This is a genomic window from Jannaschia aquimarina (assembly GCF_000877395.1).
GTDB lineage: Bacteria > Pseudomonadota > Alphaproteobacteria > Rhodobacterales > Rhodobacteraceae > Jannaschia > Jannaschia aquimarina.
The window spans coordinates 55761-79562 of the sequence record NZ_JYFE01000025.1 but is presented as its reverse complement, the minus strand read 5'-3'; the positions used below and the strand labels follow the sequence as shown (position 1 = coordinate 79562).

General features: G+C 65.7%; 21 protein-coding genes and 1 tRNA gene. 9 read left to right on the top strand and 13 right to left on the bottom strand.

The genetic code is table 11. The features are described 5' to 3' along the window. The first annotated feature begins 10 nt into the window (after positions 1 to 10). From jaqu_RS06815 to jaqu_RS06805, 3 genes are read left to right on the top strand one after another with little or no spacing between them, the layout of a single operon-like run. Complete coding sequence (locus jaqu_RS06815; protein ID WP_043918207.1) at positions 11 to 724, top strand: GAD-like domain-containing protein; 714 nt, start codon at positions 11 to 13, stop codon at positions 722 to 724. Then, positions 721 to 1317 (top strand): hypothetical protein, encoded by a 597-nt coding sequence (locus jaqu_RS06810; RefSeq protein WP_043918206.1) that lies wholly within the window; start codon positions 721 to 723, stop codon positions 1315 to 1317. Before jaqu_RS06815 ends, jaqu_RS06810 begins: the two co-directional genes overlap by 4 nt. Next, a complete protein-coding gene (locus jaqu_RS06805; RefSeq protein WP_043918205.1) occupies positions 1314 to 2846 on the top strand; it encodes a phospholipase effector Tle1 domain-containing protein in 1533 nt (510 codons plus the stop codon). The genes jaqu_RS06810 and jaqu_RS06805 overlap by 4 nt, the downstream gene beginning before the upstream one ends. Here the strand turns inward: jaqu_RS06805 and jaqu_RS06800 are convergent. Then, positions 2829 to 3929 (bottom strand): DUF4123 domain-containing protein, encoded by a 1101-nt coding sequence (locus jaqu_RS06800; protein ID WP_043918204.1) that lies wholly within the window; start codon positions 3927 to 3929, stop codon positions 2829 to 2831. The two genes, jaqu_RS06805 and jaqu_RS06800, sit on opposite strands and share 18 nt — an antisense overlap. A gap of 87 nt (positions 3930 to 4016) precedes the next feature. Beyond that, positions 4017 to 4490 carry an Lrp/AsnC family transcriptional regulator gene (locus tag jaqu_RS06795; RefSeq protein WP_043918203.1) on the bottom strand — a complete coding sequence of 158 codons (474 nt, stop codon included), beginning with the start codon at positions 4488 to 4490 and terminating at the stop codon, positions 4017 to 4019. Positions 4491 to 4630: 140 nt separating this feature from the next. On the opposite strand from jaqu_RS06795, the gene putA reads away from it, so the two are divergent. Further along, positions 4631 to 8128, top strand: coding sequence for a bifunctional proline dehydrogenase/L-glutamate gamma-semialdehyde dehydrogenase PutA (gene putA, locus jaqu_RS06790; RefSeq protein ID WP_236687804.1), 3498 nt, complete (start codon positions 4631 to 4633; stop codon positions 8126 to 8128). A gap of 175 nt (positions 8129 to 8303) precedes the next feature. Here putA and jaqu_RS20550 read toward each other — a convergent pair whose 3' ends face one another. From jaqu_RS20550 to jaqu_RS06755, 7 genes are all read right to left on the bottom strand, one after another. Continuing rightward, positions 8304 to 9710, bottom strand: a complete 1407-nt coding sequence (locus jaqu_RS20550) for a type IV pili methyl-accepting chemotaxis transducer N-terminal domain-containing protein (protein WP_052500821.1) — start codon at positions 9708 to 9710, stop codon at positions 8304 to 8306. Between the two features lie 165 nt (positions 9711 to 9875). Continuing rightward, complete coding sequence (locus jaqu_RS06780; protein ID WP_043918202.1) at positions 9876 to 10994, bottom strand: DSD1 family PLP-dependent enzyme; 1119 nt, start codon at positions 10992 to 10994, stop codon at positions 9876 to 9878. After that, a complete protein-coding gene (locus jaqu_RS06775; RefSeq protein WP_043918201.1) occupies positions 10994 to 11413 on the bottom strand; it encodes a GlcG/HbpS family heme-binding protein in 420 nt (139 codons plus the stop codon). The genes jaqu_RS06780 and jaqu_RS06775 overlap by 1 nt, the downstream gene beginning before the upstream one ends. A gap of 70 nt (positions 11414 to 11483) precedes the next feature. Continuing rightward, entirely contained in the window at positions 11484 to 12764 is a 1281-nt protein-coding gene (locus tag jaqu_RS06770; protein WP_043918200.1) for a TRAP transporter large permease, read from the bottom strand. 1 nt (position 12765) lies between these two features. Beyond that, positions 12766 to 13308 (bottom strand): TRAP transporter small permease, encoded by a 543-nt coding sequence (locus jaqu_RS06765; RefSeq protein ID WP_043918199.1) that lies wholly within the window; start codon positions 13306 to 13308, stop codon positions 12766 to 12768. Between the two features lie 103 nt (positions 13309 to 13411). Continuing rightward, the gene (locus jaqu_RS06760; RefSeq protein WP_043918198.1) at positions 13412 to 14392 is read right to left on the bottom strand and encodes a TRAP transporter substrate-binding protein; all 981 of its coding nucleotides are present in this window, start codon (positions 14390 to 14392) and stop codon (positions 13412 to 13414) included. A gap of 40 nt (positions 14393 to 14432) precedes the next feature. Further along, positions 14433 to 15620, bottom strand: a complete 1188-nt coding sequence (locus tag jaqu_RS06755; RefSeq protein ID WP_043918197.1) for a pyridoxal-phosphate-dependent aminotransferase family protein — start codon at positions 15618 to 15620, stop codon at positions 14433 to 14435. Between the two features lie 166 nt (positions 15621 to 15786). Here jaqu_RS06755 and jaqu_RS06750 point away from each other — a divergent pair, with 166 nt between their 5' ends. Continuing rightward, positions 15787 to 18630, top strand: coding sequence for an FAD-binding and (Fe-S)-binding domain-containing protein (locus jaqu_RS06750; RefSeq protein WP_316243058.1), 2844 nt, complete (start codon positions 15787 to 15789; stop codon positions 18628 to 18630). Positions 18631 to 18642: 12 nt separating this feature from the next. Continuing rightward, positions 18643 to 19329, top strand: coding sequence for a GntR family transcriptional regulator (locus tag jaqu_RS06745; RefSeq protein WP_043918195.1), 687 nt, complete (start codon positions 18643 to 18645; stop codon positions 19327 to 19329). A gap of 131 nt (positions 19330 to 19460) precedes the next feature. Here the strand turns inward: jaqu_RS06745 and jaqu_RS06740 are convergent. Continuing rightward, positions 19461 to 19544, bottom strand: a tRNA-Tyr gene (locus jaqu_RS06740). A gap of 99 nt (positions 19545 to 19643) precedes the next feature. Here jaqu_RS06740 and jaqu_RS06735 point away from each other — a divergent pair. The 3 genes from jaqu_RS06735 (at position 19644) to jaqu_RS06725 (ending at position 21421) form a co-directional block, all read left to right on the top strand. Next, positions 19644 to 20423, top strand: coding sequence for a TrmH family RNA methyltransferase (locus jaqu_RS06735; protein ID WP_043918194.1), 780 nt, complete (start codon positions 19644 to 19646; stop codon positions 20421 to 20423). After that, positions 20423 to 20707, top strand: coding sequence for a hypothetical protein (locus jaqu_RS06730; protein ID WP_043918193.1), 285 nt, complete (start codon positions 20423 to 20425; stop codon positions 20705 to 20707). Before jaqu_RS06735 ends, jaqu_RS06730 begins: the two co-directional genes overlap by 1 nt. A 234-nt stretch (positions 20708 to 20941) precedes the next feature. Beyond that, positions 20942 to 21421 (top strand): CoA-binding protein, encoded by a 480-nt coding sequence (locus jaqu_RS06725; RefSeq protein WP_043918192.1) that lies wholly within the window; start codon positions 20942 to 20944, stop codon positions 21419 to 21421. Between the two features lie 50 nt (positions 21422 to 21471). Here jaqu_RS06725 and jaqu_RS20545 read toward each other — a convergent pair whose 3' ends face one another. From jaqu_RS20545 to hisF, 3 genes are read right to left on the bottom strand one after another with little or no spacing between them, the layout of a single operon-like run. Next, entirely contained in the window at positions 21472 to 22440 is a 969-nt protein-coding gene (locus jaqu_RS20545) for a RodZ family helix-turn-helix domain-containing protein (RefSeq protein WP_141134345.1), read from the bottom strand. 41 nt (positions 22441 to 22481) lie between these two features. Then, positions 22482 to 22817 carry a phosphoribosyl-ATP diphosphatase gene (locus jaqu_RS06715; RefSeq protein ID WP_043918191.1) on the bottom strand — a complete coding sequence of 112 codons (336 nt, stop codon included), beginning with the start codon at positions 22815 to 22817 and terminating at the stop codon, positions 22482 to 22484. Beyond that, positions 22817 to 23584 carry an imidazole glycerol phosphate synthase subunit HisF gene (gene hisF / locus jaqu_RS06710; protein WP_043918190.1) on the bottom strand — a complete coding sequence of 256 codons (768 nt, stop codon included), beginning with the start codon at positions 23582 to 23584 and terminating at the stop codon, positions 22817 to 22819. Before hisF ends, jaqu_RS06715 begins: the two co-directional genes overlap by 1 nt. Between the last annotated feature and the right edge of the window lie 218 nt (positions 23585 to 23802).

The following is a 23802-nucleotide window of genomic DNA, read 5'->3' as shown; positions in this document are numbered from 1 at the left end:
GGAATCGGCGATGGACCTATCTGCGGCCACGATCGCGCGGATCGACGCGGCGCTTGCACCGATTGAGCGGGGACCGGAGATCGAGATCACCGAGCGCTGGATATCCAGCCTGCCGCCGGCGCTTCTGCATATCTGGTCCAGCCATGGTCTCGTCACCCTCGCGGGGGGGCGCTTGCGTCTGGTGGACCCCGCCCTCTTTCGGCCGTTCCTGAGCTATCTGACCGAGGGGGACGTCGATCTTCATGGTGACACGCATGCCATCGCCTTGGGAAACATGGGCGAGCTTGCGGTCTGGTCGGAGCGATACGGGTTCGGGTTGCTGACCTGGCCGATCCCGTCGCTGCAGATGACCTACATGATGGATCGGTCGCCGCCGCCCTCCGAAGACCAGATCGTTACGGAACTCCTGAACATGCCGGCGGAGGTGCTGGACGTCTGGGATGCGAACGGGGATCCGATGCACGACCGCATCGCGGCGAAGCTGGGCCCGATTGAGCGCTGGGAGATCTATGGCGCGACCCCGACACCCGCACGACCGCTCGAGGTGCCCGTCGAGGACTATGTCGTCGCCGACGCGATCGAGTGGCTGGAAGCGCATTACACGCAGATGACGACACAACTGGTCGACTGGCTGCGGCCCGGGTCGCCGATTCTCCGCGCCGTCGGTCGTCCGTGGCCCGAAGGTGCCGCACGGCCCCCGTTGGCCGAAGAGGTCCGCCCGTGAACCGCCTGCTCGCCCTGGGCGCTCTGCTTGCTCTGTCCGGATGTCAGGCGGGCGGCAATATCCGGACGCTCGACCTGTCCTTCGGGTCCTACGAGTCGTCTCCGGCGGTCCTGACCCATCTCTCGTTCGAGCAGCCGCTTGCGCGCACGCCGGAGATGATCGTCGCCTCGTCTGCCGACGTCCCCGGTACCTTGGGGGGGCGGACGAATTCCGCATCTGTCCTGAGCCCCCCGACCGATACGGACGGGGACGGCGCCTGGACGATCCGCGCGCAATGGGTGGAACTGACAACGGACAAGGCATGGACCGCGACGGCTGTCGTCCCGCTCGACCGGATCCGGATCGACGAGAATGTCGCCGTGATCGGGATCGTGTTCGGGCCGAATGGGGAAATGCTGATCGCATCCGACGAGCCGACGCCGGATCCGTCGGGCTATCGCGATGCCGCGCGGGTGTGCGGCAGCAGGGCGCCCGACGGAGACAGGGCCTGGCGCCTTGATACGGACCGGTTTCCCGAGATGACCGACTTCCTCGATCCGCCGCCACCATCGGTGCGCGATCCGTTCTGCCCCGCCGGAGAGACAGGCCGATGAACGATCTGACGAAGATTGATGCGGCGGCAAGCGCGGCGGCCGGAGAAGAGGGCCTCGGCGGCGAGTTGGGCAATGTCGCGCAGACCTGCCCCGCGATGACGCTGGAAGTGGGCGTCTTCTTTGACGGCACGCTGAACAACCGGTTCAATACCCGGTCCCGCGCGCGGAACGACGACAGCTACCGGAATGCGTTGTCCAACCCGGCCCTTCTCTTCGATCGCTACAAGTTTCGGAACGGGACCAGGAACGGCCACGACATTCCCAATGCTTGCGGCGGCGTGGCGCGACGGTTCCGTCGGATCTACGCCGAGGGCGCCGGGAGTGTTCGAGGTGAGGAGGACGACCAGACCGGTTACGCATTCGGGATGGGGCGTCGTAGCGGTGTGGAAGCTCGCGTGCTGGATACATTCCGGCGCCTGAACGCCGAGATCCTTTTGCAGGGCGGGCCGCCCAACCTCGAGAAGGTCATTCTCGATGTCTTCGGCTTCAGCCGAGGGGCCGCTTCGGCGCGGTACTTCGTCAACGCGATCCGTGCGCGCCGCATCCGCTACGATCCGTGGGGCCCGGGCGACTGGACGGAAACCCTGCCGGCGGGGCTGGACGTCGAAATCCGCTTTCTGGGGATCTTCGACACGGTCGCCGCGATCGGAGACGCGGCGGATGACGATAACGACCCGATCAATGTTCACCTCAAGACCGAGCAGGCGACCGGGCGTATCTATCACCTGACGGCAGAGGACGAGTATCGCCGGAACTTCCGCCTGAACCACAACCTCGAGAGGGCGAAGATGCGCCGTACGGTGGGTCTCATATCGGGGACAGGCGGGGACTCGCTGGGCCTGCCCGGGGCGCATTCGGATATCGGCGGCGGCTACGAGGTTGCGCTGCGGCTGCCGGGCGACCCGCCCCCCGGTGAGGGCGGGTCGGCCCGCACGGGCGATACCGCGCCTCTGGGCAGAATGGAGCGGCGCGTGTTCTATTCGCGTGAAGAGGCGCTGGCCGCACAGGCGCGAACCCGCGCCGAAGACCTTCGGCCCGGCGCGAACGCCGAAATCGAAGCGGATTTCGTCCGGGAAGGCTTCTTGCGTCCGAACGAGACGCAGGGCGGAGTGGTCCGGCACATGGGGGAGATCCAGGTTCGGACCGTGCGGGTTTCTGCGCGTGGCCAGACCTTCGTCCGGACGCTTTACGAGTACGACGAGCAGCTTGCGCTGCATCGCCCCTGGGTCAAGCTTGGCCTGTCTCGCGTGGCGCTCAACATGATGTACGAAGCGGCGGTCGAGCAGGTCGACGGCGCCTTTCTGGATCTGCCGAATACCGAGGATTACCGCATTCCGTCCGACATGCCCCACGTGGCCGCGATGCGGGCCGGAACGGTCACGCCCGCTCAAAGGGCCGACATCCTGCGCAATTTCGGACACGTCTCGATGAAGGATGGGCCGATCACCAGTTCGGAATGGCTGGGTCACAGGCCGGACGAGGACCGTGAGCGGATGATCTATCCGAACTTGTCAAACCGGGCCATCTGAGGCGGCCGGTTCCGACATCTGGGTCATGCGCTCTGCCAGGCGCCGCATCTTGTCTGGCTCCGGCGCGGTCGAGCGCAGGATGTCGCCCAACCGGCCGGTCGCGTCCGTTCTCTCGAACGGACCCGTCGAATGCAGATCCCAGGCAATGAAGCGAAACAGGTTGTCCTTCTGCCGGATCCCGAAGTCGCGGGCGCGGGATGCAGATCGCGCAATGGCCCGGTCGAGGTCCGGTCGGGAATGTGCCTCGGCCAGATGCGGAAACGTCCGGACGATCAGCGCGCTCAGCGCCTCCAGATCGCCGGTCATCCGCGCCGCGCGGATCGCGTCGATATCCGCCGGTCTCAGATGGAATCGCTCGGCGCTCGTGGCGCGGTCGGTCGCAATCCCTCGAGAGGGCAGGAAGATCCGCATCGCGTTTCGTGCAGGATCCGGAACCAGGATCATCTCGATTCTGGTGGCGGCGTCCAGGCCGAACCAGCGTTGCCGGAACTCGTCCTCCGGCGGCAAGCGATCGAGATAGGCGCGCAGGGGCGATGGCTCCCAGAACCGGAAGTAGAGCCAGGCGCCCGTCTCGTCCGGCACCTTCGTGAACTTCCGCAGATGCGCACGGATCTGATCGATCGATCCTCTGGAGCGCAGGAAGATGCCTGCCGCCTTGCCCCAGAGTTCCCACGGTGCGTCGCCGGCGGTGAAGAGGCCGCGGACAAATCTGTTCCCCTCTTCCAGACGCACGATCCATGGCGCAACGTCGCGCAGCTCTCGGGCGGCATCGCCGGTGAAGAGGCAAGCGTGATCCAGCCCGGAAGCCTCCAGCATCTCGGGCAAGCCCGCTCCCTTCCCTGCGTCGAGGACAGCATAGCTGTGAAGGGGCGGCGATCCTTCGTTGTCAGCAGGGTCGGGCTGACCGAAGAGTGCTTCGTGAAGGGCGGCCGGAACCGTCAGAGGATCGCTTTCGCCGATCTGCGGCCCCAGCGGTTCCAGATCGCCGATGGTCAGGGAGATGCCCAAGGCCTCCGAGGCCGCGCCCTTGCCATCGCGATCCGCCGCATCCGTGCGATTGGTCTGCCCTTCTTCAACCTTCATCTGACTGATCTCGTGTCATTGGGTGGACAGGCTATGCCGGGCGGCACCGCGCGAAAAGGGGCATGCATCCGGCCTGTGCCGTCTCGGTCAGCCAAGACGCGCATCCGCCGTCTCGACCGGATCCTTCACGGTTTCCATCGACACGAAAGTGGAGGTTGAGGCGACGTGGGGCAGGGCCGAGATACGCTCCCCGAGGGTGCGACGGTAGGCGGCGACGTCGCGGGTGCGGACCTTGAGCAGGTAATCGAAAGCGCCCGCGATCATATGGCAGGCCTCGATCTCGGGCAGGGCGCGGGCTGCCTCGTTGAAGGTCTGGAGGGCCCGTTCTCTGGTATCGTCGAGGCGGACTTCGACGAAGGCGACATGGGCGCGGTCTAGGACCGACGGATCCACAAGCGCGGTATAGCCGCGAATGATGCCCGCGCGCTCCATGCGCCGCATCCGCGCCAACGTCGGCGTCTTCGATAGACCGACGGCGGAGGCCAGCGCGGTCGCGGTCTGACGTCCGTCGCGCATGAGTTCACGAAGGATGGCATGGTCGAACCGGTCAAGTGTCTCCATCGGGGCAGAATGACGAGATGATTGACCAGATCAAGGCATAAAGACGGTCCGTTTGGCTGCGCGAATGACCATGCGAGCCAGATTGGCTGTCTCGGATGTGCTACCATCAAGGCGGTTCGACCCACGTCCCGGAGCCTGACATGTCTCTCGAAGCGCCCGGCGGCCTCTCCGTCATGACCGATCCTAATACGGGCCGATCCGATATCCGCGCGGCGATCCGTGCCTGTCACCGTGCGCCCGAGGGACCGCTCGTCTCTGATCTGGCCGAGGCCGCCGCGCTCTCGGATGCCGCCCGCGCCGCCATCGTCGCGCGGGCGGCGGATTGGGTGCGGGCGGTCCGTGCGAAGGGCTCACTCGGCCTGATGGAATCCGTTCTCTCCGAGTACGGGCTCGACAGCGAAGAGGGGCTGGCGCTGATGACGCTGGCGGAGGCGCTGTTGCGGGTCCCGGATGCGACGACTGCCGATGCGCTGGTTGCCGACAAGATCGCGCCCGGCGATTGGGCGGAGCATATCGGGCACTCGGCTTCTCGGCTCGTCGACGGCGCAACGCTGGGGCTGGCCCTCACGGGTCGGGTGATCGGACGCGACGATGCGCAGGGGGTGATCCAGAGAGCGACCCGGCGGCTGGGTGCCCCGGTGATCCGGCAGGCCACACGGGCGGCGATGCGGCAGATGGGACGCCAATTCGTCTTGGGCGAGACGATCGAAGACGCATTGTCGCGCGCCCGCGCCGAGGAAGCGAAGGGCCGGACCTACAGCTACGACATGCTGGGCGAGGCGGCGATGACTGCGGCTGACGCAGGGGGCTTCTTCGATGCATACCGCGCCGCGATCCACGCGATCGCCAAGGTGGTGAACGGTCGGCCGATCGAGGCGGCGCCTGGCATTTCGATCAAGCTCTCCGCGCTGCATCCGCGCTATGAGGCGGCGCAGCGGACCCGTGTCATCGCCGAGCTCGTCCCACGTGTCGCGGATCTTGCCCGCGCGGCGGCGGCGGCGGGTATCGGCCTAAACATCGACGCCGAGGAGCAGGACCGCCTGGATTTGTCGCTCGACGTGATCGAGGCAGTGGCCACCGATGCGGCGCTCGACGGCTGGGACGGGTTCGGCGTTGTGGTTCAGGCGTATGGGCGCCGCGCCCTGCCGGTGATCGACTGGTTGGGCGATCTCTCCTCACGCACGGGACGCCGGCTGATGGTGCGTCTGGTCAAGGGCGCCTACTGGGATACCGAAGTCAAGCACGCGCAGGTCGAGGGGCTGGCGGATTTCCCGGTCTTCACCGCCAAGGGCGCCTCCGATGTGAGCTACCTCGCCTGCGCGCGGAAATTGATCGGGAGTCCACGGCTTTACCCTCAATTCGCGACGCACAACGCTCACACGATCGCCGCCGTCCTGCACATGGCCCGCGAGGCGGGTCGCACGGATTTCGAACTTCAGCGTCTCCACGGAATGGGCGCCGCGCTGCACGATCATGTGGCCGAGGCGGCGGGCGCGCCGACGCGTATCTACGCGCCCGTCGGCCGGCACCGGGAGCTTTTGGCCTATCTCGTGCGGAGGCTTCTGGAAAACGGTGCGAATTCCTCGTTCGTGAACCGGCTGGCGGATCCCTCCGTCGCGCCGGAAGACGTCGTCGCCGACCCGTTCGATGTGACCGTGCCCGGGTCCGTGACGCCGCCCGCCGAGATCTTCGCACCCCGTCGCAACAGCCGGGGCTGGGAGCTGAACGATGTCGGTGAGTTAGCCGCTCTGGACAAGGCGCGCGCGCCCTGGCGCAAGGCAACCTGGACGGCTCGCGCGGTGCTGACGGATGGATTGGCGGAGGGAGACGCGCGCAAGGTCATCTCTCCGTCCGATCCGAGCGATATAGTCGGAACTGTCCATGAGGGCGACGCGGGGACGGCCGCGCGCGCAGCAGGGCTGGCCGAGATCTGGGATGCGCCGCCATCCGAGCGGGCCGCCGCCCTGCGCCGTGCCGCCGATCTTTATGAGGAGGCCCATGGCGAGGTTTTCGCGCTGCTCTCCCGCGAGGCGGGCAAGACCCTGCCCGACGCCGTGGCCGAATTGCGGGAAGCCGTCGATTTCCTGCGCTGCTACGCGGACGAGGCAGAGCGGTTGTCCGGCGATGCGCCGCGCGGCGTGATTGCGGCAATCAGCCCGTGGAACTTTCCGCTCGCGATCTTCACCGGCCAGATCGCCGCCGCTCTGGCAGCGGGCAATGCCGTCATCGCCAAGCCCGCGGATCCCACGCCGCTGATCGGAGCGTTGGGCGTGCGTCTGATGCACAGGGCGGGGGTGCCCCGATCGGCGCTGCAATTCCTTCCCGGCCGCGGCCGTGTCGTCGGCGAGGCCCTCACGGAGTGTTCACGGGTGGCCGGGCTTGCCTTCACCGGCTCAACCGGCACGGCGCTGGCGATCCACCGGCGCATGGCCGAACATCTCGACCCCCATGCGCTTCTGGTGGCGGAGACGGGCGGCCTGAACGCGATGATCGTCGACAGCACGGCCCTGCCCGAACAGGCGGTGCGCGATGCGATTGCCTCGGCCTTCCAGTCGGCCGGGCAGCGATGCAGCGCGGCCCGGATCCTCTACGTCCAAGAGGACGTCGCCGAGGACCTACTGAAAATGCTGAAGGGAGCCATGGACGAGTTGTCCGGCGGCGACCCCTGGGATCGCGCCACGGATCTCGGCCCGATCATCACGGAGACCGCGTGCAAGCACTTCGAGGATTATGCCCGGCGGGCCGAGGCCGAGGGGCGGCTCATCCATCGGGCCTCCTCCACGGGGAGCGGGAACCATTTCGCCCCGGTTTTGATCCGCGTGGCTGGCATCGCGGACATGGCCGAGGAGGTGTTCGGCCCGGTCCTGCACGTCGCGACCTTCCCCGCCGGCGGATTGGATGCGGTTGTGGATGCGGTCAACGCGCGGGGCTTCGGCCTGACGATGGGTCTGCACAGCCGCATCGAGGCGGTCGCGCGACGTGTCGAGGCACGGGCACGGGTCGGCAACCTGTACGTCAACCGGAACCAGATCGGCGCCATCGTCGGGAGCCAGCCCTTCGGCGGCGAGGGCCTGTCCGGGACGGGACCCAAGGCCGGTGGGCCGGCGTATCTGCCGCGCTTCCACGCGCCGGAGCGGGTACAGTCGGCGGAGGTGGGTGGACCGCCGCTAGACTCAGCCGACGTTCAGGACGCGCTGGATGCGCTTCGCTCGTCCGTCGATCTGCACGGCTCATCCGACCTGCCCGGCCCGACCGGCGAGCGCAACCGCTTGCGTCGCTATCCCCGCATGCCGATCCTGTGTCTCGGACCGGGCGCAGAGGCCGCGCGCGCGCAGGCGGAGGCCGTGCGCGCTGTTGGGGGCATCGCCCTCGCCATCGCCCCGGGCTTGACACTGGATGAGGGAGTGGATGGAACTGTCGAACCCGAAGCGCTTACCGATCTCGACCGCCTTGGTGGGGTGATGAGGGACGGCACAGACGACCGTCCCTATCGTCGCGCCCTGGCTGCGCGCGAGGGGGCGATCCTGCCTCTGCTGACCATGGCCGAAGCCGGGATGTCCCTGCTGGAGCGGCATACCTGTGCGGATACGACGGCCGCAGGCGGAAACGCGTCCCTGCTGGCGGGGGAGGGCGTCTGAACACGGGCCGCAGCGTGGGGTGGCGGCGGCGAGAACATAGCCCCGCGGTGAGATCGAGGCGTTATGACGCCGGAACGCCCACTCCCCGATCCGGCGGCACGGCCAACAGTCCGAAAGGCCAGGCTCACATGGAGCCGGGCCGGGCGTTGTCAGGCGGTCGCAAGGACCGGGCGCCTCAGAGCAGTGACTGAACGTTCACGCTGAAGATCATCACGCCGATCGGCTCACCCGTCTCGGGATCGGGCACCGGGGCCGAGATCTGGGCCTGATACACCCCGTTCTCGACATCGAGATGCGTCTCGCCGAAGTGCGTGGCGTTGCGGCCGTTCTTGATCGTCTGCTCGTACTTGGCTTCGTCGCCCTGCCAGTAGTCGCCGGTCACGCCGCTTTGGCCCACGTTCAGGCCGCGGTTGTCGATCGCGAAGATCTCGACGACCAGACCGGCGGTGGCGCCCACACGCTCGCGGAACCAATCCGAGAGCGGCCGGTCCACGAGGCTCTGCACGAGGGGGCCACCACCTTCCTTCATCTCGGCGCGCCAGTCGAGGTCGAGCTGATCGATATCCGCCTGGGTCAACGACGCGTGGCGTGCATTCTGCTCACGGATCGCGTCGATGAGGATCGGTTCGGAGAGCCATTTCGGCACTTCGGTCTTGGCGTAGTTCTCCAGCGCGACCTGGGACACGTGCTCGGACTCGCCGGAGGAAAGCATGTAGACCGTGACGGTGTTGCCCATCAGCAGCTTGGTGTCCGAGACGAACGCCTCCATCGCCTGCAAGGTGTCGTTCGTCACCGCGCCGGTTTCGACGGCTTCTTGCACCGCGGGGCGAACCTCGGTCCATTCGGCGCCCGCCTGCGCCAGCATTTCGGCAGCGAGATCCGATGGGGGCGGCTGAAGGCCGGCCGCGGGCATCCCGGTCTGGAGCGCCGCAAGCGTCACGTCGAAAAGCTCGGCGAATTCGTCGAGTTCTTCCGGAGAACCCACATCCGCCATGCCGCCATACATGCCGCAAAGCGAGCGGGTCATCTTGTAGCCCAGCATGCGCTGGCGCCCCGCGAAGTTCAGCGAGAGTGCATCCCGCTGGGTCATCTCATGCGGGTCGGAATAGTGGTTGAGGATGTCGGAGGCGAGAAGATACGTCGCTTCGTGCAAGGGCACCTGGCTCAGGCGGATCGCTGTGGACGTCGCGTCCGGATCTCCGCTGGCCATCGCGTCGATCGCACCGTCGACCTCCGCCCAGATATCCTCGACGGCCTGGATCCGGCGCAGGATGCGGCCGCTCGTCTCTCCACTTGGAATACCCAAAGCGGGAGAGCCGTTCTCCAGCCCATCGAGGATCAGGCGAAAGTCGTTGCGCACGGATTCGAGTTCTTCGCGCGCGTCCTCCGCGTTGAGGCCGGTCTTGATCTTGCAGCTTGCGGCGCTGGCCTGCTCGGCCAACATCACCAGCGTGTTCGACATGTTGGTGCGGATCTTGCTGCCGTTGAATACGTACTCGTCTTCGGCGCTGGCAGGAAATGCGCACAGGGTCGTCGCGGCGGCGAGCCAGGCGGCGACCCCGGGTTTGAGAAATTCAGGCATATGGCGTCCTCGTTCGCGTTCGGGGCGGTCTGTCCCGAAACGCCCGGATTCGTGGTGTCTAAATGGATAGGTCCCGAAGTGGTTCGGGCTGTGACGACAATTGGAAACAATTTGGCCCGGTGTCGCCCTGCATCCGTGTTGAGTTGGGAAATATTCCGACAAGCCTCAGAAAAGCTTGCCGCGGGCGGTCACCGGCCAGACCGACTCGACCGTCCCGCCGCGTAGGCCGACATAACAGTCGTGCAGGTTGCAGGTCGGATCGCAGTGGCCCGGTACGAGGCGCAGCCTGTCCCCGAGGCGGAGGGTTCGGTCCGGATCGGCGACGATCCCGTGTTCGTCCGACCACCCGACATAGTCCAGATCCTGCCTGTCGTGGACACGCGGCGGCCCGCTATCGACGGCATGTGCCTTGTGTCCGGCATCCACGACCGCCTGACCGGGGCGGGCGACACTCATCACCGAGGTCAGGACGAATAGCGCCGTCTCCCACTCGTCGCACAGAACACGACCGTAATGGGCGTCCATGAAGGCGTAGGACCCGCATTGTACTTCGGTATAGACACCCGAGGCGGCTTCACGGCGCCAGCTTCCGGTGCCGCCCCCCGTCACCGTCCGACAGGTCAGGCCCTCCGCCTCCAGTGCGGCGAGATACCGGCGCACGGTTTCGATGACGGCATCGGCCCGTTCCGCCCGGGCTGCTTCGTCCTCGATATGCTGCATTGCGCCGTTATAGGCCTGCAGGCCCTCGAACCGCAGTCCGGGCGACGCGATGATCGCTTGGGCGAGTGCGATTGCGGCGTCCGGGCTGCCCACGCCACAGCGCCCGGCGCCGCATTCGATCTCTACGAGGACATCCAGGTCGGTTTCGGCCGCGACGGCCGCCGCCGACAGGTCTGCCACATTCATTGCGTCGTCCACGCAGACGGCGATCCGCGCGCCGAAGCGGGGCAGGGCGGCCAGACGTTCGAGCTTGGTGTCGCCGACGACCTGGTTCGAGATGAGGATATCGCGCGCGCCCGCCCGCGCAAAGGCCTCCGCCTCGGAGACCTTCTGACAGCAGACACCACAGGCGCCGCCGAGGGCTTCCTGCAGCTTCAGCACGTCGATCGACTTGTGCATCTTGCCATGGGCGCGATGGCGCACGCCGAGCCGCCGGACCTCTTCGCCGAGGCGACGGATGTTCCGCTCGAGCGCATCGAGGTCGAGGATCAGGCAGGGCGTGACGATGTCCGCTTCGGCCATGCCGGGCAGGGCAGGGATGTCGTAGCCGAGTGTGCCGCCCATCAGCCGGTCTCGGCTGTCAGACCCTGTCCCTCGATCGCGGCGACGGCGCAGGCCTCGTCGTTGTCCGAGGTGTCGCCGGTAATCCCGACCGCTCCGACAAGAACGCCGTCACGCTTGACGAGCACACCGCCGGGAACGGGCACGAGGCTGCCGCCGGCCAATGCGTTCATCGCCTGAATGAAATAGGGCTGCTGTTCGGCCCGGTTGTGGAGCGCACGGGAACCGAGTCCCATGGCCACCGCGCCCTTGGCCTTGCCCTGTGCGATTTCCGCCCGCAGGTTCGATGTCCCGTTTTCCCGCTGCAAGGCGACGAGGTGGCCGCCCGCGTCGATGACGGCGATGGTCAGAGGCTTCATTCCGTTCGTGCGGCGATGCTCCAGCGCGGCGGCGATCAGGGCGTTGGCGAGGTCGAGATCCATGGTCGGCGATCCTTTGGCGAAAAGCGTCCGCCCGCAAGCGTTGCGGACGGACGAGTCGGGGAGAAAACCCTTAGCCGTAGAAGTAATCCACGAGGAAAAGCGGGATGGCCGGGATGTAGGTGCACATCAGCAGCACCGCCAAGAGGACGGCGATGAAATACACGTTCACCTTGGTCACGTCCCAGATGTTCGCTCGTGCCACCGCGCAGGCGGTGATGAGAACCGACGCGACCGGTGGCGTCTGCTGGCCGATGGCGAGGTTCAGCGTCACGACCAGGCCGAAATGGATCGGATTGATCCCCGCCGCGTCGATCAGGGGGATGACGATGGGCACGACCAGGATGATCGCCGCAGCCGAATGAAGGAAGAAGCCGATTACCAGGAAGAAGAAGTTCAGAATGAGCAGGATCAGCCACTTGTTCTCGGTGATGCCGAGGATCGCGGCGGCCAGTTCCTGCGGGTATTGCGCGCGGGTGAGGAAGCCGCCCATCACCACCGAGGCGGCGACCAGCAGCATGACGACCGCCGTCTGCATCCCGCCGTCGAGCATCGACCGCTGGAGGTGCTTGAAATCGACCTGCCGATAGTAGAGCGAGATCGCGATGGCGGCCAGCACGGCGAGGCCCGCCGCCTCGGTCGCGGTCACGTAGCCGCCGAAGATGCCGCCCAGGATGATGACAGGCAGCGCGAAGGTCGGCAGGGCGTCGACGAAGGCCCGCCAGAGGACGCGGCCTGAGAACGCATCCTCTCGCGGGAGGTCGTAGCGCCGCGCGAAATAGTAGGAGACGCCCATCAGGCCCGCCGCGCCCAGAAGGCCGGGAATGACCCCGGCGACGAAGAGCTGTTCGACCGACACGTTGGCCGAAGTCGCATAGAGGATCATCGGGATCGACGGCGGGATGATGATGGCGAGGGAGGCCGATGACGACGTCACCGCCGCCGAGAAGGCCCCGGAGTAGCCGCGCTTCTTCATCTGCGGGATCATGACCGACCCCATCGCCGCAACGTCGGCGACGGCGCTGCCCGAAATCTCGGCGAAGAAGAGCGAGACGCCGATATTCACGTGCGCCAGCCCGCCCCGAATGAAACCGATGAGCGCTGCCACGAAGTTGATCAGACGGTCGGTGATGCCGCCGGCATTCATGATCGCGCCGGCGAGGACGAACATCGGGATCGCGATGAGCGAGAACTTGGTCGCGCCTCCATACATGTCGAGCGCGACATTCACGAGCGAGCCGGTCCCCTCCAGCACCACGAGGCCGAGGATGGCCGACACGGCCAGGGCAACGGCGATCGGCACGTTCAGGCAGATCAGCGCCACCATCAGCACGAATATCGCGAGCATCAGCATATCAGGCGTTCCCCGCTTTCTTCATCTCGGTTTCGACTTCTTCCTCGATCTCGGCATGTTCCAGCGACACGCCGCGCGCGGTGGTGACCCAATAACCCGGAAGGCTGAGCGCCTGGCAGATCAGGAACAGGATCGCGCCGATGGGGATGACGGATTGGGTGACGCTGACCGGCATCCAGGTCAGCGAGACCAGGCTCATTCCGCCGAGGATCATCATCACCGTCCAGCCCGCCCAGGCCAGCAGGATGAAGAAGGCGGCGGTCACGGCTTCGGCGACGGCGACGGCGACCATCCGGGCCGGCATCGGGATCGCCAGCAGGACGGTGTCAAATCCGATATGTCGCCGGCGCAGTGCCGCCAGGGCCGATCCGTAATAGGTAATCCATGCCAGCAGGATCGCGGCGACCTCGTCGTACCAGGCCAGGCTGGATCCGAGCAGGCGGTAGACCACTGCCACGATCACGATGGTCGTCAGCACGACCATCAGCAGAATGACGAAATATTCCAGGACCAGCTCGAAGAACCGTCGAAGCGCGTCAAGCATGATGGGTCCTTTCCGGGCGGACCCGGCAGTTGCGGTCGTGGTCACGTCGACCTCGGTGCATCGGAGGGGGAACGGAGGGCCTAACGCGGCCCTCCGGGACGCGTCAGCTGTCGGGGGCGAGCGCCTGGATGCGCTCGATCAGGTCGGCGCCACCATCGACGGTCGAGGCGAATTCCTCGTAGATCGGAGCGGACGCGTCGATGAAGGCCTGCTTGTCGGCCTCGTTGACGGAGACACCGGCCTCGCGGATGACTTCAAGAAGTTCGTTCTCAAGCCGCTCGGCCGTCTCGTAGACGACCGCCTGTGTCTCCGAGCCGCAGGCCTCCAGATCGGCGCGCACATCCTCTGGCAGGCGCTGCCACTGGTTCTCGGCCACGAGCACGTAGCCCGGCGTGTAGACGTGCCCCGTGATCGAAAGGTATTCCTGCACCTCCTGGAACTTCTGCGACGCGATCTGGGCGTAGGGGTTTTCCTGCCCGTCGATGACGTTCGTCTGAAGTGCCGTGAACACTTCGGACAGAGCCATCGGCGTCGGGTTCGCGCCATAGAGCTGGAACATCTTCACGCGCCATTCGCCGTTCGGGGTGCGCAGCTTGATGCCGGACAGATCCTCGGGCGTCGTGATCGGGCGGGTATTGTTGGTGATGTGGCGGAAGCCGTTCTCGAAATAGCCGATGATCCGGTAGCCTTCGCTGAGCGCGGCCTCCTGGAAGACATCGCCCAGTTCCGCCTGAACGGCGCGCATGTGGTCGCGGGTCTGGATGATGTAGGGCATCTCGAAGATGCCGAATTCCGGCGCTACCGACGACATGACCGAGGACGGCAGCGAGAAGTCGACTTGACCGAGCTTCAGCTTCTGAAGCAGTTCCCGGTCGTTGCCGAGCTGGCTGGAGCCGAAGACCTGAACCTCGGCCCGGTCACCGAGCCGTCCGTTCGCGCATCCCGCAAAGGCATTGGCGGACGCTTCGAACAGCGATCCGGGGCCGCCGACATGGCCGAACCGCAGCGTCAGGTCCTGCGCAGCCGCCTGGAGCGGCAACACCGCAGCCGCGATTCCGGCCAGCAATGTGCTCTTGATATTCATGGGTTTCCCCTCCCTCTCTGATGCTCCCTGTTCCGGAAGCTCATTCGGCGGCGACGCGCGCCTGCGGATTGTCTTTCAGATGCTCCATCGCGGCTTGAACGCCGCCGGACTCGTGTGGAACGCCGGCCTTCGCCAATCCCATCTCGACCCCGGACAACGTTGCCATCAGCATCAGATCGTTGAAATCACCCAGATGACCGATACGGAACACCTTGTCGGCGACCTTCGACAGGCCGTTGCCCAGAGAGATATCGTAATGCTGGAGCGTCGTGGCGCGGAAGGCGTCGGCGGAATGTCCCCGAGGCATCAGCACGGCTGTAAGGACCCCGGATTCCTGTCCCTGACGCGCACACAGAACCTCCAGGCCCCAAGCGCGAACGGCCGCCCGGGTCGCGGCGCCGTGGCGCGCGTGCCGGGCGAAGACGTTGTCCAGCCCCTCCTCGTGGAGCATGTCGATGGCTTCGTTCAGGCCATAGAGAAGGTTCGTTCCGGGCGTGTAGGGGAAGTAGCCCGTCTCGTTCGGGCCGACCATGTCGTGCCAGTCCCAGTAGCTGCGCGGCATGGTCGCCCTCTCGGCCATCTTCATCGCGCGCTCGCTGACGGCGTTGAAGCTCAGGCCGGGGGGCAGCATGAGGCCCTTCTGAGATCCCGATACGCAGACGTCGACACCCCATTCGTCGAAGCGGAAGTCGATGGAGGCTAACCCCGAGATCGTGTCCACCATCAGAAGGGCCGGATGCCCCGCTGCATCGATCGCGCGCCGGACATCCGCGATCGGAGAGACGGAGCCGGTCGAGGTCTCGTTGTGGACGACGCAGACGGCCTTGATCTCTTGGTTCGTATCTTCGCGGAGACGGGCTTCGATCCGGTCAGGCTCGGCACCGCCGCGCCAATCGCCTTCAAGGAATTCCGTCCGGATGCCGAGCTTTGTGGCCATCTTGTTCCAGAGAGTGGCGAAGTGCCCCGTCTCGAACATCAGAACCTTGTCGCCCGGGGACATGGTGTTCACCAGCGCGGCTTCCCAGGCGCCGGTCCCCGATGACGGGTAGATGAAGACATGCTGCTCGGTCTTGAAGATGGACTTCATGCCGTTGAGCGCCTTGAGGCCGACTTCGGCGAAATCGGGCCCCCGGTGGTCGATGGTCTGGCGACCGATCGCGCTCAGGATCCGGTCCGGGACGGCGCTCGGTCCCGGTATCTGAAGAAAATGCCTGCCTGCCTGACGCATCCGTACCCCTCCCCTGGCGCCATCTGCCGCGGCGCGTTCCCCATTGCGAAAACCGTAATAATGAATTCATAATTCAGTCAACCGCTATTTGACGGGGATCGCAGCCTCGCTAGGCTGACATCGGGGAGAGAGGCGGATGCGGGAAAATAGTAGAATATCCAGAAGTTTGCGTGCTTCCGTCCAAGGCGACGTCTTGTCGGACCCTGCATCGCGGGCGCGCTATGCGACCGACGCATCGATCTACCAAATGGTCCCGGATGCGATCGTCATCCCCCGATCCGAAGACGACGTGATTGCTGCGATGGAAGTCGCGCGAGAGGCGCAAACCTGTGTGCTTCCAAGGGGGGGCGGTACATCGCAATGCGGTCAGACGGTGAATCGCGGGGTCGTGCTCGACAATACGCGCCACCTGAACCGAATCATCGAGATCGACGCCGAAGGACTGACGGCGCGCGTGCAGCCGGGCCTCGTACTGGACGAATTGAACCGTGCCCTGGCGCCCCATGGGCTGTGGTTTCCGGTCGATCCGTCCACGGCCTCGCGTTGCACGCTTGGCGGGATGGCGGCGAACAACTCGTCCGGTGGGAAATCGCTGCGCTACGGGATCACCCGCGACAATGTCCGTGCGATCCAAGCGGTCCTGCCCGACGGCACGAAGGCCCGCTTCAACGGCGCCGATCCCGAACCGGGTCCCTATGCAGATCTCGTCGCCGACATGCGCGCCCTCGGTCAGCGCGAGGCCGACGAGATCGAAGCCCGCTTCCCGAAGGTGCAGCGGCGTGTCGGCGGCTACAACATCGACGCCCTGACCGGCAACGACGTCAACATGGCGCATCTCCTGGTCGGATCCGAGGGCACGCTCGCCTACTTCACCGAACTGGAGCTCTCGCTTGCGCCTCTGCCCGGCGAAAAAGTCCTCGGCGTCTGTCATTTCCCAAGCTTCTACGCCGCGATGGACGCGACGCAGCATCTGGTGACGCTGGACCCGATGGGGGTCGAGTTGGTCGACGACACGATGATCGCGCTGGGCCGCGACATCCCGCTCTTCGCAAGGACGATCGATGCATTCGTCCAGGGCGAGCCGGCCGCTCTGCTGCTCGTCGAGTTCGCCGAAGGATCGGCCGAGGCGAATGCAGCCAAGCTTGCGCAGCTTGCGGACCGCATGGGTAATCTGGGCTTCGCCTTCACCGGCGCGGGCGATCGCTGGGGGGGTGTGGTCCCGGTGACGGACAAGAAGCTGCAATCGGCGATCGCAGAGTACCGCAAGTCGGGCCTCAACGTGATGATGTCGATGAAGCAGGCCGGCAAGCCGATCTCCTTCGTCGAGGATTGCGCAGTCGCCTTGCCGGATCTCGCCGAATACACGGCCGGCCTGACGGAGATCTTCAGTCGCCACGGCACCAAGGGGACGTGGTACGCCCATGCCTCGGTCGGGTGTCTGCACGTCCGGCCCGTCCTGAACATGAAGCTCGATAAGGACGTGTCGACGATGCGCGCCATCGCCGAAGAGACCTTCGACCTCGTCAAACGGTACAAGGGCTCCCATTCCGGAGAACATGGCGACGGCATTGTCCGGTCCGAGTTTCACGAGAAGATGTTCGGGGCGCGGATCGTTTCTGCCTTCGAAGAGGTGAAGGGCCGCTTCGACCCGCAAGGCCTGATGAACCCCGGCAAGGTTGTCCACGCCCCCGCGATGGATGACCGACGCGTCTTTCGCTACGGCCCCGATTACGAGGTGCCCGATTTCGAAACCGCGCTGGACTGGTCGGCCTGGCCCGGGGCCGCTGGTGGATTTCAGGGCGCCGTCGAGATGTGCAACAACAACGGCGCCTGCCGAAAGCTGAAGGGGGGCGTCATGTGCCCGTCGTTCCGCGCGACACGGGCCGAACGCGATACGACCCGCGGCCGGGCCAACACGCTGCGCTTTGCGATCTCGGGCCAGTTGCCCGGCGGTCTGACATCGGATGCGATGGCCGAGACGATGAAGCTGTGCGTCTCCTGCAAGGGCTGCCGCCGCGAATGTCCGACGGGCGTCGACATGGCGCGGATGAAGATCGAGGTGTTGGCGGCCCGCCGGAAGGAAAGCGGGCTGACGTTGGCCGACAAGTTGGTTGGCTACCTGCCTCGTTACGCACCAAGCGCGGCGCGAGTGGCTTGGCTGATGAACCTTCGCAACAAGGTCCGCCCGTTGCGCAATCTGACGGAGGGGATCACGGGCATGTCCGCGCGCCGCGACCTTCCGATCTGGTCCTCCGATCCGTTCCGCGACGACGAGGCGCAGGACGCGTCTCCCGACCTTCTGCTCTGGGCGGATGTCTTCAATCGTCACTTCGAGCCCGAGAACCTGCGCGCCGCATTGCGGGTCTTCCGCGCCGCAGGTCTGAAGGTCGCCGTGGCCCGCGACGGAACGGGCCGCGCGCTGGATTGCGGGCGCACGCTGCTTTCGGTGGGCTGCGTCGAAGAGGCCCGCGAGGAAGTGCAGCGCGTCATAGATGCGACGCGCGATGCTGTCGCGAACGGCATTCCGCTCGTCGGGCTGGAGCCGTCGTCGATCCTGACCTTCCGGGACGAGGCGCTGGCCCTTTGCCCCGGTCGCGATGCCGAGGCACTTGCCGCGGCCACCCGTACCTTCGAGGAATACCTCGCCGACATCTCCGACCTGCCGCTGGCGCCACTCGAGCGGCCGTTGCACGTCCATGGCCATTGCCATCAGAAAGCGCATGACGCGGTTTCGCCCATGATGTCGGTGCTGCGCCGCATCCCCGGTGCGGAGGTTTACCTGATCGAGAGCGCGTGCTGCGGCATGGCCGGTGCGTTCGGCTACGCGCCGGACACGGTGGACGTCTCGCTCAAGATGGGCGCGCTGGACTTGTTCCCCGCGGTCGAGGCGGCGCCTGACGACGCCCTGATCGTCGCCGACGGGACGTCCTGCCGTCACCAGATCGCGGACGGGACGCCCCGCCGCGCCGTACACGTGTCGCGTGTGCTGGACATGGCACTTTCATCGTAGGAGGGTTGCGTTATGGCCCTGACAGAGATCCTGAATCGTCCCACGCTCCACGAAGAACTCGTCGAGCGGCTGCGCGCGCTGGTGGTCGACGACACGCTGAAGCCGGGTGAGAAGATCGCCGAGGCGCAGCTTTGCGAAGCCTTTGGCGTCTCCCGCACTCCGCTGCGCGAGGCACTCAAGGTGCTCGCCTCCGAGGGGCTGGTGGTGCTCCAGGCAAATCGCGGAGCGCGCGTGACCGAGATCACCGCCGAGGAACTGGCAGAGGTTTTCCCCGTTATCGCCGCCCTCGAACAGCTTGCGGGCGAGCTGGCTGCCGAACGCCTCGACGATGCCGCCATCGCTGCGATCCAGGCGCGTCACGACGAGATGATCGCCGCCTTTCGGAAGGGGGATCGCAAGTCGTATTTCGAGGCCAATCAGGATATCCACGGCGCGTTGGTCGAAGGGGCCGCGAATGCCGTCCTGTCGGCCCAGCACCGCACGCTCGCGACCCGGATCCGCCGCGCGCGCTTCATGGTCAACCTGTCCGAGGCACGCTGGTCCGAAGCCATCGAGGAGCACGAGCGTATGATGGAGCTGCTTCACGCCCGGCGCGGGTCCGAATTGGGCCAGCTCATGAAGACCCATATGATGAACAAGTTCGCGGCCCATTTGCGTGCCCTGGAGGAGGGCGCCTCGGCCGACTCCGTCATCTCCTGAGGGTCCCCTGCGGCGTTCGGCAGTCGGACTTCCAACCGACTCGTCCGTCGCCATGCCGCCCGCGCCGATCTGCGCGCCTGGCTCCGGCCTTAGGCACGCGAGTGGTCGATGAACGGATGAATAGCGCGAAATGGTGGGCGACCCTGGAATCGAACCAGGCATGGCTCTCGCCGGCGGAGTTACAGTCCGCTGCCGCACCTTGCAGCACGTCGCCCACTGGAGGCGCCAATTAGGCGCCCGCGTCCGAGGGGTCAAGCGGTGACGTGACCTTCCTCGGGCCGCACGCTAAGGCGGGGCGACCGGTGAGGGATACGATGGCACAGAAACCGAAATGGGTGGTGGAGAAGGAGCGTGGACGTCGCACGGCGGCGCAATCGACCGTTTGGCTGTTCGGTCTGCACGCCGTGCGGGACGCCCTTTCGAACCCGGCACGCGAGAAGCTGCGCCTCGTCGTGACGCGAAACGCGGCGGACCGCCTTGGTGATGCGTTGGGAGGCGGGCCCGAACCAGAGATCGCGGATCCACGCAAGTTTCCGGTGCCGCTCGACCCCGCATCCGTCCATCAGGGCGCCGCACTCGAGGTCAGGCCGCTGGATTGGGGGCGGCTGGACGATCTGGCGCGGCCCGGCGCGGGGCAGGCGCCCCGGATGGTTCTGCTGGACCGTGTGACCGATCCGCACAATGTCGGCGCCATCCTTCGCTCGGCTGAAGTCTTCGGGGCGAGGGCGGTTGTCGCGCCCATGCGGCACTCTGCGCCCGAGAGTGGCGCGCTGGCCAAGACCGCGTCCGGGGCGCTGGAGCGTCAGCCCTACCTGCGTGTGGGAAACCTCGGCGATGCGATGGAGCGATTGCGGGCGATGGGCTACGTGACGATGGGCCTCGACGAAGAAGCGCCGCAAACGCTCCATGAAGCGGCCGTCGACGTCGCGGACGTTCCGCTCGCACTGGTACTTGGCGCCGAGGGGCCGGGGCTGCGCGACCGGACCCGGAACCTGTGCGACCGCATGGCGAGGATCGACCCCGCCGGGGCGTTCGGGTCGCTGAACGTGTCGAATGCGGCGGCGGTCGCGCTGTACGCAACGAGGAAGGGCTGATGTTCGAGATCAAGAAGGCAACCTGCACCTATTGCGGCAAGAAGACCGTCCTGCGGAATACCGCCCATGGTGGTCACGAACTCGCTTGCGGCTCTTGCGGGGCACCGCTGCACATGATCAAGCCGCTCAAAATGGATGCAGCAAGGTCGGCGAACACGCATTCGCCAGATCGAAAACCGCACAAGATCGAGCGAGACACCGGCTACAAGAAGAAAAAGAAGAAGAAGGACAGACCTTTCTGGATGAAGATCGCCGAGGAGGTGATCGACGAAATCTTCGACTGACCTCGCCATGCTGTCAGTCGAAATCTCGACCGTACGAAATATTTTCCACAAGCCGGGAACAATCCGGGGCGGGGGCAGTTACCTCGTTGTCTGTGGAAGGCGGATCCGGAACCTCCGCTCTTCCGTTCACTGTCCCTCGTTCCGTACCTCGGGCCCGCGCCGATTGTGTCGCGGGCCTTTTTTTTGGAGCCTCCCGGTCTTTTCTTCGGGACGCCCCGCAATCATTCTTCGGGAATGACGACGACGCCCTCTGATGACTTGTTGCGTGCGATGCTGGCCCGGCCGGCGACGTTCGCCATGGTGGGCGTGTCACCGAACCCCGTGCGTCCCTCGAACTACGTCGCGAGGTATCTTGCGCGACGGGGATACCGGCTCCAGGCGGTGAATCCCGGACATGCCGGCACGGAGATGTTCGGGGCGGTCTGTGTGGCGGGCCTTTCAGATTTGCACGAGGCACCGGATGTCATCGATATCTTTCGCCGCCCTGAAGCAGTCCCGGCGATCGTGGATGAGGCGCTTTCGCTTTACCCGAGTCTGCGAGGGATCTGGCTTCAAATCGGTATCGTCAGCCCGGAGTCCGAGAGGCTCTGTGCGCAAGCGGGCGTTGCGATCGTGCAGGACAGGTGTCCGAAGATCGAACACCAGCGCCTGTTCGGAGAGCTCCGCATGGGCGGCTTCGCGACCGGCATCGTCAGTTCCAAGCTGCCGCGATGACAAAAGGCCCGGCAGAACATGCCGGGCCCAAGAGTTCAGTGGTTGAGAGGTCAGCCCTCGTATTCAGGCATCGCTTCGAGTTCTTCCCGCGTCATATCGATGTAGGCTTCCAATTCGCCCCCGTCAGAGCGGAGAAAGACAATCTCTTCCAAGGGCATCAGCACGCTGTGCTCGCCGAGGCCGAGGAACCCGCCGATGTCGACGACAGCCTGTGCCATGTTGTTCTCACCCATTGCACCATTCACGGTGTAGCCGATCTCGCCGACGATCTCACCCGTACTGTCCCGGACGTCTACACCCTCGATCTGCGGCAGGGTCAGCGTGTCGCTTTGCACGATATCACCGTCGCGGCCGAGACTGGCTGCGAAATCGATATCGTTGGTGACGGTGCTGCCTTCGCTGTCGGCGGCCTGTGTGGGATCGACGGTCGCTGACCCTTCATCGGCGCCGCCGGTCGCGGCGGCTTCCGAGGTGCTATCCATAACCGGCGTCTCGACTTGGCCGTCCGAGATCACGGCGGTCGCAGGCGTTTGCGGATTAGCGACGACTGTGCCGTCATCCAAGTCAGGCACGTCCACTGGCGCCTGCATGACTGCGCCTTCTACACCCGCTTCGGGGTCCGTCCGCGGAACGATCGCCGTGTCGATGGTTCCACCACCGCTGGTATAGGTGCCGCTGGGAACGCCGCCCGGGGCCGGCACGACCTGCGTCGTGGTGGGCGCCTGCGTCGTCAGGCCGGACCCTTCGGAGGTCACATTCATGACGCCTTCCGCGCGCGGTGGCATCTCTACGTCGTCGGTCATCGACGCGGCGTGATTGTCGGCCTGTGCGAAGCCGGAAGCTGCGAGAACGATAGCGGTAGACGTGAGAAAGAGTTTCATCCTAGCCTTCTTGTGTTGTGGTTGTAACCTGTTTGCAGGTTGGTTGTGATCGCAACACGCAAGGCGACGCGAAGGTTCCGCACCCCGAGCGTCGCCTTGCACATTGCTTTTCAGAAACAGATACTTGCGCGGCGGCATTGATCCTGCCTGCCTGGACGCACCGGTCTGTCCAGCGGCTGTCAGCCCGTGGCGCCGCCTGATTCGTCGCGGCGAGCGGCCTTCTCTTCCAAGCCGGATCGGCCGGCCCGGGCGTCGAGTTCGCGCGCCACATCGTCCAGGGTGACGCCACGTGCAGCAAGCATGACGAGCAGATGATAGAGCACGTCTGCCGCCTCGGAAGTCAGGCGCTCCGGATCCCCGCGGACGGCTTCGATGATCGCTTCCACGGCCTCCTCGCCAAACTTCTCGGCGCATTTCTCGGGCCCCTTCGACAGAAGGCGCGCGGTCCAGCTTTCATCGGGCGAGGCGTCCCTGCGGGCTTCGATCTCGGTCCAGAGCCGGGTGAGCGCGTCCATCAGGCGTCCACCGGCCGGATCGGAATTCCTGCGGCGGCCATGTGAGCCTTGGCTTCGCCGATGGTGAATTCCCCGAAATGAAAGATCGAGGCCGCCAGCACGGCGCTGGCGCGGCCCTCGGTCACGCCTTCGACCAGGTGATCCAGCGTGCCCACGCCGCCCGACGCGATGACCGGTATGTCGACGGCGTCCGCGATGGCGCGCGTGAGGGGGAGGTTGAACCCCGCCTTGGTCCCATCCCGATCCATCGAGGTCAGAAGGATCTCTCCTGCGCCTTTCGTGGCGACGGTGCGGGCGAATTCGACCGCGTCGATGCCCGTGGCGCGGCGCCCGCCATGGGTGAATATTTCCCATCGGCCGGGCTCGACGGTCTTCGCGTCGATGGCACAGACAATGCACTGGCTGCCGAAAATATCGGCCGCGCGGGACAGCACGTCCGGATCCGCGACGGCGGCCGAGTTGAAGCTCACCTTGTCGGCCCCGGCCAACAGAAGGTTGCGCACGTCATCCACGGTCCGGACGCCGCCCCCGATCGTGAGCGGCATGAAACATGCCTCCGCCGTCCGGGTGGCGAGGTCGTACATCGTGCCGCGGTTCTCGTGCGTGGCGTGAATGTCGAGAAAGCAGAGTTCGTCCGCGCCCGCCGCATCATAGGCGCGCGCGCTTTCGACGGGGTCGCCCGCATCGACGAGATCGACGAAGTTCACGCCCTTCACGACCCGTCCATCGGCGACGTCGAGACACGGAATGATGCGGGTCTTCAGCATGGTCCGGGTGATGAACCGGGTGGCGTCCGGTGACAAGGCCCGGCGACAGCGCGGGCATCGCGCTCATGCTCGCGGGATCCTGGGAAACTTCAATTGTCGGGAAATGGGCTGCATGCCGTCGACGGCTGTTAATCCCGCGTTCATGAAACCTTCATATCGGTTACAGGACATATTTCAGCGCCAAACCACCTCTTCGAATGTGCGTACGCCACCCCACC